Consider the following 19,046-nt stretch of genomic DNA (forward strand, 5'->3'; position numbering starts at 1 on the left):
AAGAAAATATTGCCATTAGGTATTACGACTCAATGAATATGGTTAAAGAAATTAATGTGGGTTTAATATCCCCGCCAACACCTTTTGAAGGAGCTAAAGATAAGCGAGGTATTTTTCAAAATACGAGCCACATCATCGGCTTTGAGTTTGATGGTACGGCATGCTTTAGAAAAGGCACTAAAGCTGGGCCTAACGCACTTCGAACTGTCTCTGATGGTATTGAGTCGTATTCTCCTTATTTAGACGCAGACCTTGAAGATATTTCATTTGTTGATCTAGGTAATTTACCAATTGATTTATCTATCAATGAACAAAGTTGCCAAGCTGATATAGAAAACGCCTATAGTAATGCTAATAATGCTTTTAACACCTTATTTGAAAATGTTGCTTTAAAAGAAAATAATATTCGCATTGTAACCTTAGGCGGAGAACATTCTATTTCTTATGCTCCAATAAAGAAGTATTTAAGCGAATACCCTGACTTGGTCATACTGCATCTCGACGCACATGCTGATTTACGCGATGGTTACTTAGGATATCATTATTCCCATGCCGCTATTATTCGCCGTATTACCGATCATTTTGGTAAAGATAATAAGCTAATACAATACGGCATTCGCTCAGGTACTCGTGAAGAATATCAATGGATGAAAGCACATCAAACACTCAAAAAAAGCAGAGCTGAATTTCTTGCCAGTGTTGACGCGATTGCACAAGATACTCCCATTTATTTAACCTTAGATTTAGATTATTTTGATCCAAGCTTTTTTCCAGGTACCGGAACACCTGAGCCAGGCGGAGAAGATTTTCATTCATTGATTAGCTTATGCAAAATATTGCGATCTAAATATTTTGTTGGGTGTGATGTAGTCGAGTTAGCGCCTAAAATTGACAGTACAGGAAATAGTGATGGTTTTGCGGCGAAAGTCGTGCGTGAATTATTACTTTGTTTAGCGGGGCCAAGCCCGGCCTAATAGTCGTTCAATATTCTAAGAGAACACCTTTAATATAAAGCAGTTACATTAAAGGTGTTCCAGATTACTTAGCCATTAATTAAAAAATGAACATAGATACTGGCGCTATAGCCTAAAGCGATAGCCCAACTCCATTTAAGGTGGCCAACAAACGAGTATTTGCCTTTCGTTTGCCCCATTAAAGCAACACCCGCCGCAGAGCCAACCGACAGTAAACTTCCCCCTACCCCAGCGGTCATTGTAACTAATAACCATTGTTGTAAATCCATCACGGGGTTCATACTTAAGACAGCAAAAACAACAGGGATATTATCAATAATAGCTGAAAGTACGCCGACAGCAATATTGGCATAAGTAGGATCCCAGTTGGTATATAGTAAGTCTGATACTAAACTTAAATAGCCCATAAAACCGAGCCCGCCAACACACATAACAACCCCATAAAAAAACAATAAGGTATCCCACTCTGCGCGTGCTATTTTTTCAAAAATATCAAAAGGAACAATATTACCTAATCTTTTTAGGGCTTTTTCATCATGACGGATGGTTGCTAAGGTACGTTTTTTATCTAATGAACGAGGAAGGCTTCTTCTTAAATAAAACCCTAAAAACTTGAGGTAACCTAAGCCCATCATCATTCCTAACACGGGTGGCATGTTAACAACACTATGGGTGGCAACTGACGTTGCTATGGTGAGTATAAATAAGAAAATAATTCGCTTCGCGCCACGTTTTAGCATGAAGTCTTCATCGGTTATCGGTGTTGATCTTTCATTAGAGATAAAAAAGCTCATAATAATGGCAGGGACTAAAAAGTTGACCAGCGAAGGTATAAATAGTACAAAAAATTGCTCAAACTTAACTAAGCCTGCCTGCCATATCATTAAAGTGGTTATATCTCCAAATGGACTAAACACCCCGCCAGCATTAGAGGCGACCACTATATTTATACAGGCAATGTTAATAAACTTAAGGTCCTTCGGAGCCACTTTAAGGACAATGGCACACATCAACATTGCCGTCGTTAGATTATTAGCAAACGAAGAAATAACGAATGCCATCATGCCGGTTAACCAAAACAAGCTGCGTAAACTTAACCCTTTAGAAATCATCCAAACCCGTAAGCTATCGAACACCCCTCGCTCTTCCATCGCATTTATATAAGTCATCGCGACTAATAAAAATAATAATAACTGAGCATATTCTAATAAATTATGATTAAAAGCTTCTTCTGCCGCTTTAGGAATGCCGTGTTGAGTATAAATCCAACCAATAATCAGCCAGATGACACCGGCGGCGACCAATACCGGTTTTGACTTTCTCAGATGAAGAAACTCCTCACTAATAACCAGTAGGTAAGCGATAATAAAAATCGTTAATGCAGTAAATCCTGCAACAGTGTTAGTGAGATCAATTTCGCCGGCTCCAGCGGCAAAAACAGGTGTTGCAAAGAGGAGCAGCAATACAGTCGTTATTAATTTTTTCACAATATTTCTCTGAGTTAATTTAAAATTTGTCAAAAAACGTTTTATCTCAGCGAGCAGCGCTGCATTAGATATTCCTTTGACAGAGTAAGCAAAGAGAATACAAGGCAACGGTCACCATCAAAAAAAGCCAGTGGCTAACGCTTTTAAAGGCTGAAAATTAAGAACAGCCATAATATAAGTATGTTTGGGGTTTATCTGCATGTCTTGCTTACATAAAATAAATATGGGTAAATATCATCAATAGATAAGCGTAATTTAACGGTTAATATTTCACATGGCAGTCAACAAAACGACGATTATATTCCAATTAAAAGACAATACAATTTTAATTGAATGATAATCAAAATAACATGTCGCTATACAAACATTAAAGATGGAAAAAAAAACAGCCAAATTTACAGTAATCATTGATGCTAATAAAGGCGAGCTTTGAAAAACTGGCGGTATTAGCTGATGTCAATGCGTCGTAGAAAGTGCGACAAATGATCAGGGAATATAGTGAGAAAAGAGTAGAGGGAAGTTTGCAAGACAATGTTTTTAAATAAATAATATTTTAAGAGCTTGGTCGTTATCAACTTTTATAATCTTGATTATCGCTATCAAACGCTTAGCTAGGTAGGTTGGTATCAACCGGACTAGTATTGATATATTCGAACGAATATAACGTGAAGTTTCAGCCGCAACCTTAAGTGCCTTGCCCTTTTAAAGGGGAATGTCTAATAGCTATTCATTATTAAATGACCAAAAATAGCTATTAAATTTTAATATCCCTAGCTTAAATAAACATTAACAATATTCAGTTTTATAATCTTGAAGGGGCATGACCGCATCATGCAGGCTATCTTGGTTAACTTGTATAATACCGCGCTTAGGTCTGTCTAAATCAATGATAATAAAGACCACTAAGATGATTAAGGTGAATAATAATATCGTGGGAAATGCGGGACGCTTGTTCCCTAACCCGCTATTATAACCAAGCATGCCGCCAACAGTAACAAAAACACTGAAAAACAAAAACAATACCGGCTCGGGCACATGGAGTCTAAGCATAGCCGAACGTTTGTTTTCAATTTAAATCATGCTGGACAATGACTGATAAAAGCCATTGGCAATTAACAATGATCTTGAATTTTCCAATTCTTGTTGTGCTAATTCAATCAGTTTCGCTTGTGATTTACTGACCTTTTTGTTCACAGCCATACGTTGGTCTACATTGCTCAAATCTATTTGGCTTAGTGAAATACGCAGTGCTAGATAAGACTCTAATTCATCAAAAACGTCATCTTTTACTTTACCACTCAATAGTTTTGCTTGCATGGCTACTCTTAAAATAGCGCCAGCTTCTTAAATAACCACGCTGCTTCGTCCATCATAACGTTGCAGTGACATATTAAAGGTGAAACCTAGCAGCAAAGCCAACAAACCCAGAATGCCGGCTTGAATAGCCGGAGATTGACTTTTCATCTCGGTGTTTTCTGCGTCTTTATTACGTAAACCGAAGCTGTAGCCTATTTGGTTAATAATTAACATCAAGATAAAAAGGGTAATAATAATGATAATGCTATTTTTGTCGTACATTAATTCTTGGCTCACTAATTAAATCTCTACATTTGAATAAATTCATGGGCAAAGAGGGGGGTGATTGGTCAAGGAATATTTTAATAAATATCAGTATCAGCGCTAACCTTGACGAAATATTGTAGCCAAAGTGTTATTTTAAGTAAACAGTTTACTGTGTTAAGCATATTTTAATAAAATTTGAAGAAATTAGCACTGCAGATAATAGTGCGATTAAATTTTATTATGAAAAAAAAATTGCCAACCTAATAAAAGGTTGGCAATTTTTTAGTGTAATCGCAACAACATAGTTGAGCGTTTAACAGCTGACGTTATAACGATTTTCCTTTACTAACGCCTTTACGTACTAACCAACGCATGTCATTTTTATAACGATCGAAATAGCGTTTGATATCTTCCATAATCAAATAATTTATCGGCACTAAAAACAATGTAATGATTGTTGCAAATAAAATACCAAAGCCAAGACTTACAGCCATCGGAATTAAGAACTGTGCCTGAGTACTCTTTTCAAATAAAAGTGGCATTAAACCAGCAAACGTTGTTAATGATGTCAGTAAAACCGGCCTAAAGCGACGACCACCAGCGGCATAAACAGCTTCAAAGACAGCACTTCCCTCAGCACGCTTTTTGTTAATATAGTCGACCAGGACCAGTGAATCGTTAACCACCACACCCGATAACGCTAAGACCCCCATCAGACTCAGTAAGGTTAAATCCATACCCATTATCCAGTGACCTATTACCGCACCGACAATGCCAAAAGGAATAACCATCATCACCACTAAAGGCTGGGAATAACTTTTAAACGGAATGGCAAGCAGGATATAAATCACTAATAACAAGCCAAACATACCAAACTTCAGTTCTTGAGAAGACTCTTTTTGATCTCTAGCTTCACCAGCCATTTCATAATTCATGCCTGGATACGTACTTATCGATTGTTGTAAAAACTCTTCTAACTCTTCCTGCACCGCAGACAAATTACCTTGTTCTTTGTTAAAGTCAGCAGTAATAGAAAGTGTTCGCTGTCGATCAATACGTAAAATACTCGAAGGACTTAATCCAGGTACGATATCAGCAATCTGCCATAGCGGAACTTCTTGACCGGCTTCAACTCTGATCATCATCTGCTCTAACGTCTCAATCGACTGTCGAGCAGCAATAGGATAGCGCACCATAACTCGCACTTCTTCACGCCCACGTTGAATACGCTGAACTTCAAAACCGTAGACTGCTTGACGAACTTGTCTTGCAACCATATTCAAATTAAGTCCAAGTAGCGTTGCTTCGGGCTTAAGTTTTAATTGTAGTTCTTCTTTGCCATCAGACATTGAGTCTTCAACATCTGAAACTGCTGAGTACTGCGTTAATTTACTTTTGAACTTATCGCCTAGCTCAGCTAAATCATCAGCATTCTTGCCACGCAATTCGATATTAATAGCGGGTCTACTCCAACCAATTTCAGCTCGATAATTTAACTGCTCAGCGCCAGCGACTTGTCCAACCATTTTACGCCATTCTGCAACTATCTGTTGAGTGCCAATGTCTGTGCTACGGTCTTCTGGGGGGATTGTTTCGACACGAACACGTCCCGTACTTGAATTACGTCCGCCACTAATAGAATAAATATTCTTAATAATAGACTCACCAGATTCGGCATCAATATATTTCTCTTGTAATAACTTCGCTTGCGTAGTCATATGTTGAACAATACGATCGGTACTTTCAAAGGCGGTACCTGTTGGCATTGTTAGTGTTGCTGTTGCTACTTCACTTTGCACACGAGGGAAAAATACAAATTTTGTTTGTCCGCTTGAAAGCGCACCAATGACTATAAAAAGTGACGAGAACATAATTGCCAGCGTCGCGTAACGCCAGCGCAGCGCTAATGCTAATGTTGGTTGATAACATTTAGCAATAAACGTCTCTAAAGAGGTCGATATTGCCATTTGAATGCGTGTTAGCCGCGATGGCGCGCCTGTACGCGGTTTAATGTGTTTAAGATGCGCGGGTAATACCAATTTAGACTCGATCAATGAAAAGAGTAAAACCGGCACAATAACGTAAGGAATACTCTGGTACCAACTGCCTCTTCCTTCAAGTAGAGCCAGAGGTATAAACGCTGCAACAGTCGTTAAAATACCAAAGGTAACTGGCACGGCAACTTCTTGAGTACCTCTAATGGCAGCGGTAAGGGGATCAGTACCGCGTTGCATATGTTCGTAAACATTTTCCCCCGTAACAATCGCATCATCGACAACAATACCTAGCACCAAAATAAAAGCAAATAGGCTCATTAAATTCAAAGATATACCAAAAAATGGCATCAATATAAATGCGCCCATAAATGACATTGGAATACCAAGACACACCCAGAATGCAACGGCGGGTCGTAAAAATAAAGCTAAGAGAAGAATAACTAATAGCGCACCTTGCCAAGCGCTTGTAGTAAGCGTAGCTAAACGTGCTTTTATCGACTTACTGCGATCGCGCCAGTAAGTCATCGTTAACCCTACAGGTAGTGCTTGTTGTTTACCTGCGATATAATTTTTAACGGCATCAGTTACTTCGATAATACTTTGATCACCAACGCGAAAGACCTCTACCTCTATTGCGGGTATACCGTTAAATCTTGTTCTCAAAGGGGTTTCTTCAAATTCATCACGTAAAACGGCAATATCACCTAAGCGGATTAATGTACCATCTTTATCGGTTAATATCGGTAGCTGGCTAAAGTCACTTGCTTTATAAGCTTGACCAATACTGCGGATAAAAATATCTCCACCTTCAGTTTTCAAATTACCGGCGGATACATCTGTAGAGTTACGTCGTAAAGTGTCGGCAACCTGCTCTAAGGTAATATCATATTTTCTTAATGACCATTCAGGTATTTCAATCGATATTTCAAAACGCAAAGAGTTATCAACACTAACTTGAGTAACCCCAGGCAACGAAGCTATTTCATCTCGAACATCTTCAGCATAACGGCGTAATGTTAAGCTGTCATAATCGCCATACATCACCACACCAATAGCGTCACGCATACGCTTAGGCATTGTCACCAAAGGACGCTCAGCTTCAACGGGAAAATTATTAATCGCATCTACGCGAACTTTCATTTCGTCGAGTACTTCTCTAACGTCGAAACCATCTTCTACTTCAACAGTCACTGTTGAACTGCCTTCATTAGAGCGCGAAGTCATTTCACGAATGCCATCGATATCTTGAATCGCTTCCTCGACTATTATGGTTAAACCTTCTTCAACCTCTTGTGGTGAAGCGCCAGGTAAAACAGTACTGACTTGTACGGTATTTATTGCAAATTCAGGAAATAGATCTACAGGGATTTTGTTGGACAAACTATAAAGTCCGACGGCAACAATGACCACCATAAGAAGATTAGCAGCAACGTCATTACGAGCGAACCAAGCGATTAAACCATGCATAATGAGTTCCTAGTCCGTACTTGAAGTGGATGAATTATTTTGGGATTTTTTTAAAGCAGGTAAACCTTCTCGCTTTTCACTACCACTGTCTCGTATCTCTTGATTCATTTCGGGTGTTGACACTTTCTTTTTAACTAATTCTTCATTGGTTGTCGAATTAATGTCATTCAATGATTTAACTCGGGTACCCGCGGCTAAATTGGCCGTTGGTGTTAAAATAAGTTTATCGGTAGAATCAATAGCGGCAGCATAATTATAAATGTCGCCAGCAAGTGATGAGGCAGAGATAACGACAGACTCAACATCTGTCCACAAAGGTTCAATAGCGCGTTTTTGCAACAAACCATCTTCTGCAACCGCGATCATATTATTCTGACTTACTGCTCTTCTTGGAATAGCATAGACATTCTTCAATTGTGTGCCTTCAATCTTTGCTCTTAAAAACTGCCCAACACGTAATGCGGGGAGTTGGGGAGAGCTAACAAAAGGATTATCAAGCTTGGCAACAACGTAAAGCATACGAGTAGATGAATCAAAAGCTCCTTCGCTGCGCACTAACTTACCTTTCCACGTATAAGTTTTACCACCTAACTCACCTTCAAAAAGAACAACAGATTGATGTTCCTTGTTGTCTGTAGGCTCTTTGCCTGGTGCATTGTATTCATCGGGTAAGTAGATGTGCGCTAGGTCTTGGGCTTTTACCGGTAATCTTACTTCAATATAATCAGTGGAATATATCTCAGCAATAGTTTGAGAGGGATTAACAACTTGCCCTAAATCAACCATTTGCTTCAAAATTTTTCCATCAAAGGGGGCTTTAACTTGGGTTCTCTCAAGGTTGAGTTTGGCTTTCGCCAATTGCGCTTTAGATGCATCATAAGAAGCGAGTGCAGCCGCAACTTGTGGAATGCGAAGTGCTAAATCGCGACCCGCTTTGCTACCAGGTCTAACATTCCAGTCGCGCTCAGCGACATCTGCTTGAGCCAATTCTTCTTTGTATTTTACCCAAGCATTGGCGACTGTTGATTTTGCAACATCAACTTCTATCTGATAATCACGAGGGTCGATCGCCAGTAAAACATCACCTGTTTTAAATGATGCTCCTGCTCGAATATTATTAGCGACCTCAATGACACGCCCACTGACATCTGAAACTAATTGCGTTCGAGTTAAAGGCTCAGCTGAGCCGTAAGATTTAATCCAAACAGGGTAATCCGTAGCCGTTAATTGTACTGTTTCAACACCAACAGAAGCCGGCGGACCTCCTCCCCATTTACGTGGAGTAGGTTTACTAGCAAACATTGCGGCAATAATTGAAAAAGCAATAGCAAAAATAACGATGGTTACAATCAAATGTATTCCCCAAACAACAGGTTTTTTGGTCACTTCCACCGGTTTTTGTGGTGAATTAATATCGTTCATTTAGCACTCTCTTAAATTATTTTTACTGGGTGTCTGCACGTTAATCGCACTTATTACCGATGATACTTATAAATTGATCTATGTTATACGATAAAACCAATATTAAGTTTACTTTTTATGTGAAAAAATAGTTTTATTTTCAGGTGGGTACAGCAAAGATGAGATAATTAAAATTAAGCATGGGGGTGAAATAACAACGTCAACGTAAAACTGCCTTATATAAAGGCTTTAAAACAAGCTCTGCTACTAAGTATTTATAGCCAGTTCTTTTAAATCATCAATTAAACCATCAAGTTTATTATTTAGTCGATTCAATTGTTTATCTGTTAGACTGTTCATCATAATATGAAATATTTTTACAGAGGTATCACTGTTATTTTTAGATAATGTTTTGTGTTGCTCAGACTTTAATAATTCTGGTTCAGAAATAAGTTCGGTAAACATCACTTCATATTCTTGTCTATCTAATCCCATGGCTAATACCTGTTTTAGACCTGAGTGCCATTTTATTCGATAATCCATTCTATGATTAAATGTCGGTGCTAGACTTTTGGTCAGTTGGCATACTTCAATTTTTTGGTTTTCAGTTAACTTCCCCAACCATTTTTTGAACTGCTCTTGTCGTTCTATACATGTTTCGTTAAGCCATTGCTCTTGAGATAACTCATCATAGTCGTCGAGACGTTCTTCATTATTACTGGCAATTTCATCGATGACTTGTTTTCTTTGGCGACTACTCAAGCTATGAACTAACGATATCAGCGCCGGTTTTGCTTGCTCTCGCACTACAAGCCAATGCTGCTTAATATTAACTAACTGATCGTCGACTTCTTTTACGGTAATACCGCGATTTACTTGGGCTTTTAGTGTGATAAGTTGCCGACTATATTCACTGAGTTGTGTTCGTCGGTGCCATATATGCAGCTCATTAAATGTTGTATCAAATGTTTGTTGCTGTTCTTGGCTTAAGGTAACGTAATCATCAAGATACCAATTACTCCACCAGTCTAAGTGGTTATAAAAAAAACTAAAACTACAGGCTGATAGCAAAAATGAACTAAAAATCACCAAAAAACCATTTTTAATTATTCGTGGCATATACAAACCCCTTTTGTTTTATTTAGTTTTATTTAGTTTTAAAAAAACGATTAATGTTCACAGCTATTATTCCTGGATTCTTTTAACCCATTCCATATTGAGTCGTCAGGCTATAATTCTGCTTTAACATTATTATAAGGCCATACTTTCAAAAAGTTAAGTCCACATACTAATGGACTTTTTAGCATAGAAATACGTCATCAAATACGTTTGAAATTCAAAGAAGGTTCAGAAGATACTTATTTTATTGGTTAATATTTTTAGAGAGAATTTATAAATAATATTTACGTATAAATATGTCAGTAATTTTTACATTTTATTTTTATTTTTATTTATTTTACTAAAAAGCATAAGTTAATGTTTTAAATGTAAATTAACAAAGTGGTTTCAACCTTGCACATGACTCACCAACCACTTAAAAAAGGATTACACGGATGCGTAAAGTTCTCAGGTTTTGTTCTATTCTATGTGCTTTTAGTTTAATTGCACCAACAGTTACTGCAGGGTTAATTCCGCTAGATATCTCTATTACCGGTAACGCTGAACTCGATACCACTTATTCAGCTTCTACCACAGGTAACGCCAGTCAAAATGCCGATATGTCACTTGTTATTGGTGGCGGCACGACACTTACCTCCATTGCTAACCTCACGCCAACAGGTGCCAACCCTTTAACAGGAACATTCACTGATTTTGGAGATGGCGTTGGTGTTAGTGCTATTGGGTCTTCTACTGCGGGTGCAATAAGTGAAGTTCCTGATTTTATCTTTGATATGGGGTTTTCCTTATTTAATAGTTCAGCTACTGATACTTATCAAATATTTTTTGAATTAGCATTTTTAAACTTTGCTGATGCAGACGGGCCTGATGCTTATATTGATGCTGAAATCAACCTTTTAAATACTTTAATCCCTGAATTATTCGCCTCTGATTTAACCTCAGATACTTTTTATAATGACAGCAAAAATGGTACAGATTTACCGACTAGTGGGGCAGCACTATCTGATAATGGCACATTCCTTTTTGATATTACGTTGGCGGCAGGTGCCTCAGATAACTTCTCCGCATTATTAAAAATGGATGGTAAAGCTTTCGACAATAGCTCTATTTTTAATGCACGCACCAGTGCCTTTATTAGTATTGTTGGTGCAGACAACTTAACTAACACACAACCACCATCACAAGTGCCAGAGCCTAGTACATTCATACTGTTTTTTATTGCGATGGCACTATTACAAGTAAAGCGCAAAATAAATAATTAATGATTTTTAATAATTAAGGACAATAGAAATGAACATTATAAAAATAATAAAATTAAGCTGTATTTTAGGATTTAGTCTCACGGCTATCACGATGCCGATGAAAGCATTAGCCTGCTCTGCTCAACCATATTTGGCTGGAATGTGCGCTTTTGGTGGTAATTTTACCATTCGAGGTTGGGCAAAAGCTGAAGGGCAATTACTGGCTATTTCAAGTAATACCGCGTTATTTTCTATTCTTGGCACAACCTTTGGTGGCGATGGACGAAGAACTTTTGCCTTACCCGATTTACGTGGTCGCTCTCCTATTGGTCAGGGCCAAGGACCCGGACTTGGTTATTACCGTTTAGGACAAAGGGGTGGGTCAGAAACCCACACCTTAATTACTTCACAAATGCCATCGCATAATCATATAGCTACAACCACAACCAACAATGTTGTCGATACAAGTGCGACAACAATTGCGTTACGTGCATTAGCATCAAGTAGTAGGACTAATTCACCTACGAATGCGGTTTTATCAAATAGTCCAAATAGGGAAAATATATACAGTAATGGTGCTCCTAATGTCGATATGAGGGCTGATGCGATTATTTTAGACTTAAGTGTTGATGTAAGTTCCACATCAACTACAGTGGTTAATCCTAATGGTGGTAATCAAGCTTTTAATATTCGTGGACCTTACCTCCCATTAACCTGGTTAATTTCCCTTCAAGGTATTTACCCGTCGCGTAATTAATATGGCTGAATCATTTAAAAGTCAAATAATTCAAGGTCGATTAACTATCGGCCTTGTTATTATTATACTCATACTCTTCAAACCACCTGTTTTTGCCAAAAATGTTGATGATTGGGCAGACCCATTACATGATGCCCAAGCATTACTGGCAAAGCAGCAATATAAAGACGCATTAATAGCCTTTAAAGCACAAGCTAATTTAGAAAATGGTCTTGCGCAATTTACTGTCGCATTATTTTACGATCTAGGTTGGGGAATCACTCCCAGCCGTTCAACCGCCTGTCAGTGGTATCAAAAAGCAGCAAAAAATAATATACCAGGCGCTATGCAATCATTGGGACAGTGCTTCTTTGAAGGACAGGGGGTTAAGCAAAATAAAAAATTGGCTTACCATTGGTTTCTAAAAGCGTTTGAACAAGGAATACCGTCGGGAGGATGTCAGGCTGGCGAATTATTACTTTCCGGTGATGGTGTTAACGTTGATTTAATGGCTGGACAACGGCTTTGCCTTAACGCAGCCCAGCAAGGCTCAATTAGTGCACAAAACAAGCTTGCTCAGTGGTACTTTTATGGTCAATATTTTCCACAAGATTATCAACAAGCGTTTAACTGGCTACAGCGTGTTGTAAGTGAAAAATCGCCCGGTTCAGCTTATCTTTTAGCAAAATTTTATGATCAAGGAATTGGCATGAATGTCGACGAAAAAGAGGCTTTGCACTGGTATGAAATCGCGGCATTAGGAAAATATAAAAAAGCTTATATGCCAACCGCTTTATTATATTGGCAAGTGTTTACCAAAGCAAAAATCAATAAAGATAAGCTTTTAGCAAAAAGCTATTTATGGGCAACAATATGGTCAAACTCATCAGAGCGATTAAAAGATAAAGCAGTGGCTAAGCAATTATTAGTGCGAATTATGGAGGAAATGCCAGAAACGTGGCAAGCAAGTTTAGATGAAAAGAGTGTTAGCCATTTGGCAGTCCCTTAGCCGTTGTTACCACGATAAAAAGAGTGTTATAAAAATTCCCCTATATTCAATGGCTTTTTTAGACTTTTTTAATAACCTCCTTAACTATGTTCCACTCATTATATTTACTCTTTTTCTGCACTTTGAAGTAAAGAAGTGATTAGCTAAATATGATGAGTGGCAAGAAACACTATTATCAATAGACTCGATTAAATGCCCTCATTGATATAATTATTAAGGCTGTCAAAAGCCGTTGTATCGTCTAACACTTTTGCTAAAATCATCATCCCTTCTAAAGTGGCTAATAATTGAATAGCTTTAGTTTTGGCAATGTCTACTGCTAAACCTTTTTCGTCTATATACACTGTTTGTAACCAGTTTATATTTAATTCAAAAAAGCGTTTTATTTCTATGTTGACTTGCTCTGGCAGTGCATCAGACTGTGCGCCTAACAGGCCACATAAACACATTTGATTGTCTTTTTCTAATGCCGTTTTAAAAGCATTAATATAGAGGTTAATCGCACTACGGCCCTTTAACTTTGCTTTTTCAGCATTTAATAACGCTAAAAACTCATCTACGTACTGGTGTGCTAGTGCGGCACCTAAATCAGCTTTTGTACGAAAATAGTAATGAACACTTGAACTTTTAATGCCAATTTCATCAGCCAGTTCCCTAAAGCTAAAATTACCATAGCCACCAGATCTTACTTTATTTTCAGCTAATTTGAGTATTTGAGATTTTTTATTCATAAATAAATGCTATTCGAAGGGTTACGTAAATCATATAGATTTTTACTGCTATTACGACTAATCTGTAGTTTCATCTATTATCAATGACTACGTTATTTTATTCAAATACTTAATAATATCTCCAGACTCATACAGCCAAGATTCTTGCCCATTTTCAATGACTTTTAAACAAGGTACCTGTTTCTTTCCTCCTTTTTGAATTAATTCCTTGTTAAAGGCTAAATTTTTCTCTGTATCACATAATTCAAGGGCTACATTGCTATTTTTCATTGCGGCAATGACTTGTCGGCAATATGGACAATGAACTTTGTAATATAAAGCATAAGAACTTTTACTCATTATATTTTCTCTCTAGTTAAGGTCATTAAATTCTTTTTTTAATGACCTAATGGTTGTATTTGCGGCAAATAATGCGCCTTCAAGGTAACCGGCTTCTTGCTGAGCAAATTCGCTACCGGCTAAATATAAATTTAATGAGGATAATTCGCCAGCAAACCCCTTCATATTAAAATAAGGATGATTTGGTGGCTCCACTCTGTCTTTTTCAACGGCAACATAATGATCATTACCCCAGCTTTTTAAATAACACTGTGAGTATTGCTGGGCCTCATCACCAAATAATAAGCTCAGTTGATTAATACACAAAGCTTTAACCCGTTCTACAGATAAGCTTTCTATCGCTTTTGAAGAAAGCCCAATAAAACCAAATAAAGCGAAACCTTGCTGTACTTGTGCCGAAGCATCATGAATTTCTATCATAGGTCCAACACGGCTAAAGGCTTGCCCTGCTAAGCCTTTTGTTCGCCAAAAAGCTTCTTCATAAGTTGCAATAAACTTAGCTTGGCTTGCCATCCAAGTAGGCACAGCGACAAGGGCTGCGGTTAAAGCTTTACTTGCCCAATAAACGGGTGTTAAAAATTCATTAATGATCCGCGGTGGTAAAGCTAAAACTAAATGGTCGGTTTCAAAAACAGATGTCGAGTCATCTTTAATATTTTTTACTGCCACTTGCCAGCTATCGTGGACTTTTGTTAATTGCTCGACTTGACAACTAAGCTGATAGTTATCTTTAGATAGCTTAGCCTGTAAAGCTAAAATGAGCTTGTATAATCCGCCAGCTAAACGATGTAAAAGTGGCCCTTGACCATTTTCAATAATTTGTGGCTGAGTATGCTGATCCGCATGATAAACAACAGCACCTTCAATATGTTGGTCAAACAAATGTGTTTGCAAGTCAGCCACTAATGCTTTCATCTGGTGATGATGCGGAAATATCCACGTCGGACCTAAATCATGTAATGGTTCATTTTCATCATACACTTTCGGTTGCTCGCTATATATACGGCCACCAAAAACATCTTTTGCTTCAAAAAGAAGATAAGGAATATTCAACTGTTCTAGTTGATAAGCGGTATATAAACCCGCTAATCCCCCACCGACAATAATCACACGTTTATTATTCATATGTAAACTTTAAAAACTATCTACTGATAGATAAATATTAACTAGCTCGACCTGTAAAAGCAACTTTAATTTTTAGGAGACTTGAGTTTTAAATAAAATTTGACAATATAATTAAAAATACGCAAACTACCTACCAGTAGGTAGTCAAGTAAACAACGATAACTAAATTAATTGGAAATATAAAATGAAAATATATGATGTAGAAGGTTTTCCTAACCCATTGCGTGTCCGCATGGCGTTAGCAGAGAAAAACGCCTCTGACAAGGTCACTTTTATTGCTGTTGATGTGATGAACAAAGAACATCGAAGTGACGCTTTCATCGCTATGAACCCCTTAGCCAGCGTACCCGTATTGGCATTAGATGATGGAACTTACATCGCTGAATGTTCTGCTATTATTGAATATATCGACCACACTTTTGAGGGGATATCGTTAACAGGGTCAACGGCAAAATCGCGTGCCGTTATTAGCATGATGCAACGAAGAGCTGAATTAATGGTACTTGATGCTGTCGCTACTTATTTTCATCATGCTACCGACGGCCTAGGACCTGAACTTGAAACATATCAAAATAAAGAATGGGGTAAGAAACAAGCCGAGAAAGCACTTGCTGGTTTTAAATACTTTAACACTGTTTTAAGCAACCAGACTTATGTCGCAGGTGAAGCTTTTACTGTCGCTGATATTACCCTGTTTGCCGGTCTTGGTTTTGCTGACTTTGCAAAAATAGCCGTACCCGATGAATACACACATTTACTCAATTGGCGTGCTAAGGTTGCTGAACGTCCAAGCGTTAAATAAAAATGACTGTGAGTCATTTTACATGAAGGTTTTTACTAAATGTAAAATGGCTCACTTTCACCCTTACTGTTTTAAAATAGGATTGATTATGGAAATTTTAGCTAACTTTGAACAAAGAGCTATCGTGCACAGTACCTCATTAGCATGGTTAGTTTCACCTATGCCTGGCGTAGACAGAAGACCGTTAGACCGAATAGGCGGAGAAGTGGCCAGAGCAACATCAATAGTAAGATATGCAAAAGGGAGTAAGTTTTCTGCCCACGTTCACACCGGTGGTGAAGAATTTATTGTACTTGAAGGTGTATTTCAAGATGAACACGGCGACTACCCTGTCGGCACATACATTAGAAACCCACCACAATCGTCTCATACACCTCGTTCTGATGAAGGCTGTATTATTTTTGTAAAACTTTGGCAATTTCAGCCAGAAGATAGAAGCCATGTTTGTTTACAAACACAGCAAATGCCTGCAACACCGACAGAAATACTAGGCGTTTCAATTATCCCACTACACCAAGATACTATCGAAGAAGTCGCTATTTTATCTTTTGAACCGAGCGCAGTAATGAATATTGTCGCGACTCAAGGGGCTGAAGTTTTAGTGTTATCAGGGGAGTTACAAACACCCAGTGATTTATTACAAAAGCATAGTTGGGTACGTTTACCATTAGGCGATACCTTAAAGGTAACCGCTGGTAGTGCTGGCGCAAGAATTTGGCTTAAGACAGGTAATTTAACTGAGGTAAACAAGCAAATAAAACGAGTAAAATTGGCGGGTTAATATTTAATAGCACAGACAAATATCTACATGGTATATAACTGTTCAAAGTTAGGAATAGCCCGTTCCCAAATAGGTATTTCTTTTCCTAGATACTCACGAACCGCATCAAAAAATAATCGCGTTCTAACGGGTATATCACGATGTGGATATACTGCATAGATAGCGCCATACTCCATTAATCTAACGTCGGTCAATAAAGGTACTAAACGACCATCTTTCACTTCGTTATCAAGTACGAAAGCTGGCGCAACAAAAAACGCGCTACCTGATAATGTTTTCATCAATAAAACTTCGGCATCGTTTGCCCTAAAAATACTATTGAGTTTTTGTTCCTTGGCTTCACCATTTTTATCATAGTAGCGAACACCTTCGACTTTAAATGAGGTGCTAGCGTAACTTGCCGCCGGTAATTGCGTTAAATCTTCGATAGTTTGAGGTAAACCATAATTATCAATAAATGACGGGGTCGCTAAAATTAATAAACGATTACGCGCTATTTTACGAGCAATTAACGACGAATCTTTGGGCTCACCGATACGAAACGCAAGGTCAAACCCTTCTGAGACAATATCAATAACACGATCATCTAAACGCAATTCTACTTCAACCTGCGGAAAGCGCATTTGAAAATCGTTAATGACTGGCTGTAAGTAACGTTTCCCAAATAAGGTAGAAGACGTTATTTTGAGGACTCCTTGGGGCTCCAAATGATAATTTTCAGCCATTCGTACTGTTTCGCCCAGTAACTCTCTAAGTTCAGCTGCTTTTTTAACCATCTCAGCGCCAGCAGCCGTTAAGGAAAATGAACGTGTCGTGCGATTAAGTAATCTAACGCCTAATTGTTCCTCAAGGCGGCTGAGCTGTTTAGAAATAACCGAACGGTCAATATTACGTACTTCAGCCGCTTTAATAAAAGAACCTTGTTCAACCACTTCAAGCAACATCAATAATCGGCTAGTCGTATCCATACTTTATTACCATCACAATTCAATTGATGCCATTTTGGCACTAATCAAATGCAAAATCTATGGTTTTTATCAACAGGTTTGTTACGTAAAATTGCGCTCAAATTAAAAGAGGTCTTATTATGAATAAACATTTAATCGCAGTAGCTATTGCTATGGCAAGCTTAACTTTATTAGGTTGCTCAGAAGCGCCTAGTCAAAAAACACAGCAGCAACAACTACAGTCGATTGATGTGGCAGAAGTGCTAGTCAAATCTGTACAAAATTGGCATACCTATACCACCCACTTAGAAGCTCCTGAGCAAGTTGCTTTGAAACCACGTGTTTCAGGGGTAATAGAGTCGATTGCTTTTGATGAGGGTCAGCAAATTAAAACGGGCGACCTACTGTTTAAACTAGATGATCGACCCTTTTTAGCTATTGTTGCTAGCCTTCAAGCACAAGTTAACAGTGCAAAAGCTGCATTTGATCAAGCAAAAAGTGAAGAAGAACGTGCAATACGTTTAACTCAACGAAAAGCGATATCCACTGAACAAGCAGAGTCTCGCACGTCAACATTACGTCAGCGCGAAGCACAACTCGCTGCATTACAAGCACAATTAACAGCAGCACAACTTGATTTAGAATTTACCGCTATTCGTTCACCTATCGACGGTATTATTTCTCGAGCCAACATTACCAAAGGCAATAACATTATCGCCGGACAAAGTGTGCTAACAACGATTGTCTCTAACCAAGCGATGTTTGCTTACTTTGACATTGATGAGCGCACCTGGAATAGCGATTTTGCTAATATTAGTGCCTCCGATCAGCAAAAAGTCATGATGCAAAAAGTAGGACAAAGTGAGTTTGCTTACCAAGGCTATATTGATTTTATTGATAACCAAATAAATTCGGCAACCGGCACATTGCGGGTAAGAGCGGTATTTAATGAAGAGAAAAACCAACTCCGTGCAGGCTCTTTTGCACGCATCAAGTTGGCTGCAAATGCCATTACCGAAAAAATTATCGTGCCTTCACGCGCTATTGGTACCGACTTAAAAAATAATTTTGTTTTAACTGTTGGTGAAAATAATATTTTGCAATATAAGCTGGTTAAATTGGGTGAGCGTTACGGCAGTTTACAGGCAATTACTTCCGGGCTAAAAGCAACAGATGTTATTGCTGTTAATGGTCCTGCCCGCGTAGGTCCAGGCATGCCTGTCGCACCTAATAATGTCACCATTGATAGTGCTGGTATTGCCTTTACTTTATCACCTGTTGCTGATGCCAGTTTAACGGCAAAACTAACGTCAGAAGAATAAGAGTT

18 protein-coding genes are annotated in these 19,046 nt (G+C 38.2%); 7 read left to right on the plus strand and 11 right to left on the minus strand.

The window, feature by feature from the left end:
- The first annotated feature begins 32 nt into the window (after positions 1–32).
- The gene (gene speB, locus H4J67_RS08670) at positions 33–974 is read left to right on the plus strand and encodes an agmatinase (RefSeq protein WP_259368532.1); all 942 of its coding nucleotides are present in this window, start codon (positions 33–35) and stop codon (positions 972–974) included.
- Positions 975–1,042: 68 nt separating this feature from the next.
- On the opposite strand, the gene nhaD is transcribed toward speB, so the two are convergent.
- From nhaD to H4J67_RS08705, 7 genes are all read right to left on the minus strand, one after another.
- Positions 1,043–2,464 (minus strand): sodium:proton antiporter NhaD, encoded by a 1,422-nt coding sequence (nhaD, locus tag H4J67_RS08675; RefSeq protein ID WP_310650667.1) that lies wholly within the window; start codon positions 2,462–2,464, stop codon positions 1,043–1,045.
- Between the two features lie 783 nt (positions 2,465–3,247).
- Positions 3,248–3,511 (minus strand): hypothetical protein, encoded by a 264-nt coding sequence (locus H4J67_RS08680; RefSeq protein WP_182203494.1) that lies wholly within the window; start codon positions 3,509–3,511, stop codon positions 3,248–3,250.
- A 21-nt stretch (positions 3,512–3,532) separates the two neighbouring features.
- Positions 3,533–3,778 (minus strand): hypothetical protein, encoded by a 246-nt coding sequence (locus H4J67_RS08685; protein ID WP_182203495.1) that lies wholly within the window; start codon positions 3,776–3,778, stop codon positions 3,533–3,535.
- A 27-nt stretch (positions 3,779–3,805) separates the two neighbouring features.
- Positions 3,806–4,054, minus strand: a complete 249-nt coding sequence (locus H4J67_RS08690) for a hypothetical protein (protein WP_182175715.1) — start codon at positions 4,052–4,054, stop codon at positions 3,806–3,808.
- A gap of 296 nt (positions 4,055–4,350) precedes the next feature.
- Positions 4,351–7,488 carry an efflux RND transporter permease subunit gene (locus H4J67_RS08695; protein ID WP_182175714.1) on the minus strand — a complete coding sequence of 1,046 codons (3,138 nt, stop codon included), beginning with the start codon at positions 7,486–7,488 and terminating at the stop codon, positions 4,351–4,353.
- 9 nt (positions 7,489–7,497) lie between these two features.
- The gene (locus tag H4J67_RS08700; protein ID WP_182203497.1) at positions 7,498–8,910 is read right to left on the minus strand and encodes an efflux RND transporter periplasmic adaptor subunit; all 1,413 of its coding nucleotides are present in this window, start codon (positions 8,908–8,910) and stop codon (positions 7,498–7,500) included.
- A gap of 246 nt (positions 8,911–9,156) precedes the next feature.
- Positions 9,157–10,008, minus strand: coding sequence for a DUF6279 family lipoprotein (locus tag H4J67_RS08705; RefSeq protein ID WP_182203499.1), 852 nt, complete (start codon positions 10,006–10,008; stop codon positions 9,157–9,159).
- Positions 10,009–10,442: 434 nt separating this feature from the next.
- On the opposite strand from H4J67_RS08705, the gene H4J67_RS08710 reads away from it, so the two are divergent.
- From H4J67_RS08710 to H4J67_RS08720, 3 genes are read left to right on the plus strand one after another with little or no spacing between them, the layout of a single operon-like run.
- Positions 10,443–11,270, plus strand: a complete 828-nt coding sequence (locus H4J67_RS08710; protein ID WP_182203500.1) for a PEP-CTERM sorting domain-containing protein — start codon at positions 10,443–10,445, stop codon at positions 11,268–11,270.
- A 28-nt stretch (positions 11,271–11,298) separates the two neighbouring features.
- Positions 11,299–12,006, plus strand: coding sequence for a phage tail protein (locus H4J67_RS08715; protein ID WP_220471627.1), 708 nt, complete (start codon positions 11,299–11,301; stop codon positions 12,004–12,006).
- A 1-nt stretch (position 12,007) separates the two neighbouring features.
- Positions 12,008–12,994 carry a tetratricopeptide repeat protein gene (locus H4J67_RS08720; RefSeq protein ID WP_182203502.1) on the plus strand — a complete coding sequence of 329 codons (987 nt, stop codon included), beginning with the start codon at positions 12,008–12,010 and terminating at the stop codon, positions 12,992–12,994.
- Positions 12,995–13,182: 188 nt separating this feature from the next.
- Here the strand turns inward: H4J67_RS08720 and H4J67_RS08725 are convergent, their stop codons facing one another.
- The 3 genes from H4J67_RS08725 to H4J67_RS08735 form a co-directional block, all read right to left on the minus strand.
- On the minus strand, positions 13,183–13,725 hold the full coding sequence (locus H4J67_RS08725) for a TetR/AcrR family transcriptional regulator (RefSeq protein WP_182203503.1): 543 nt from the start codon (positions 13,723–13,725) through the stop codon (positions 13,183–13,185).
- Positions 13,726–13,812: 87 nt separating this feature from the next.
- The gene (locus H4J67_RS08730; protein ID WP_182203504.1) at positions 13,813–14,064 is read right to left on the minus strand and encodes a glutathione S-transferase N-terminal domain-containing protein; all 252 of its coding nucleotides are present in this window, start codon (positions 14,062–14,064) and stop codon (positions 13,813–13,815) included.
- 12 nt (positions 14,065–14,076) lie between these two features.
- On the minus strand, positions 14,077–15,189 hold the full coding sequence (locus H4J67_RS08735; protein ID WP_182175709.1) for an FAD-dependent oxidoreductase: 1,113 nt from the start codon (positions 15,187–15,189) through the stop codon (positions 14,077–14,079).
- A 184-nt stretch (positions 15,190–15,373) separates the two neighbouring features.
- On the opposite strand from H4J67_RS08735, the gene H4J67_RS08740 reads away from it, so the two are divergent.
- Both H4J67_RS08740 and H4J67_RS08745 read left to right on the plus strand, forming a co-directional pair.
- Positions 15,374–15,991 (plus strand): glutathione S-transferase, encoded by a 618-nt coding sequence (locus tag H4J67_RS08740; RefSeq protein WP_182203505.1) that lies wholly within the window; start codon positions 15,374–15,376, stop codon positions 15,989–15,991.
- Between the two features lie 88 nt (positions 15,992–16,079).
- Positions 16,080–16,772, plus strand: coding sequence for a cupin domain-containing protein (locus H4J67_RS08745; RefSeq protein ID WP_182203506.1), 693 nt, complete (start codon positions 16,080–16,082; stop codon positions 16,770–16,772).
- Between the two features lie 23 nt (positions 16,773–16,795).
- Here the strand turns inward: H4J67_RS08745 and H4J67_RS08750 are convergent, their stop codons facing one another.
- Positions 16,796–17,740: a LysR family transcriptional regulator gene (locus tag H4J67_RS08750; RefSeq protein WP_182175706.1), complete on the minus strand. Its 945-nt coding sequence runs from the start codon at positions 17,738–17,740 to the stop codon at positions 16,796–16,798.
- A 119-nt stretch (positions 17,741–17,859) separates the two neighbouring features.
- Here H4J67_RS08750 and H4J67_RS08755 point away from each other — a divergent pair, with 119 nt between their 5' ends.
- Positions 17,860–19,041: an efflux RND transporter periplasmic adaptor subunit gene (locus H4J67_RS08755; protein WP_182175705.1), complete on the plus strand. Its 1,182-nt coding sequence runs from the start codon at positions 17,860–17,862 to the stop codon at positions 19,039–19,041.
- Positions 19,042–19,046 lie beyond the last annotated feature (5 nt).

Origin of the sequence: Colwellia sp. BRX10-4, assembly GCF_014077465.1 — a bacterium.
In the GTDB taxonomy this organism is placed as follows: domain Bacteria; phylum Pseudomonadota; class Gammaproteobacteria; order Enterobacterales; family Alteromonadaceae; genus Colwellia_A.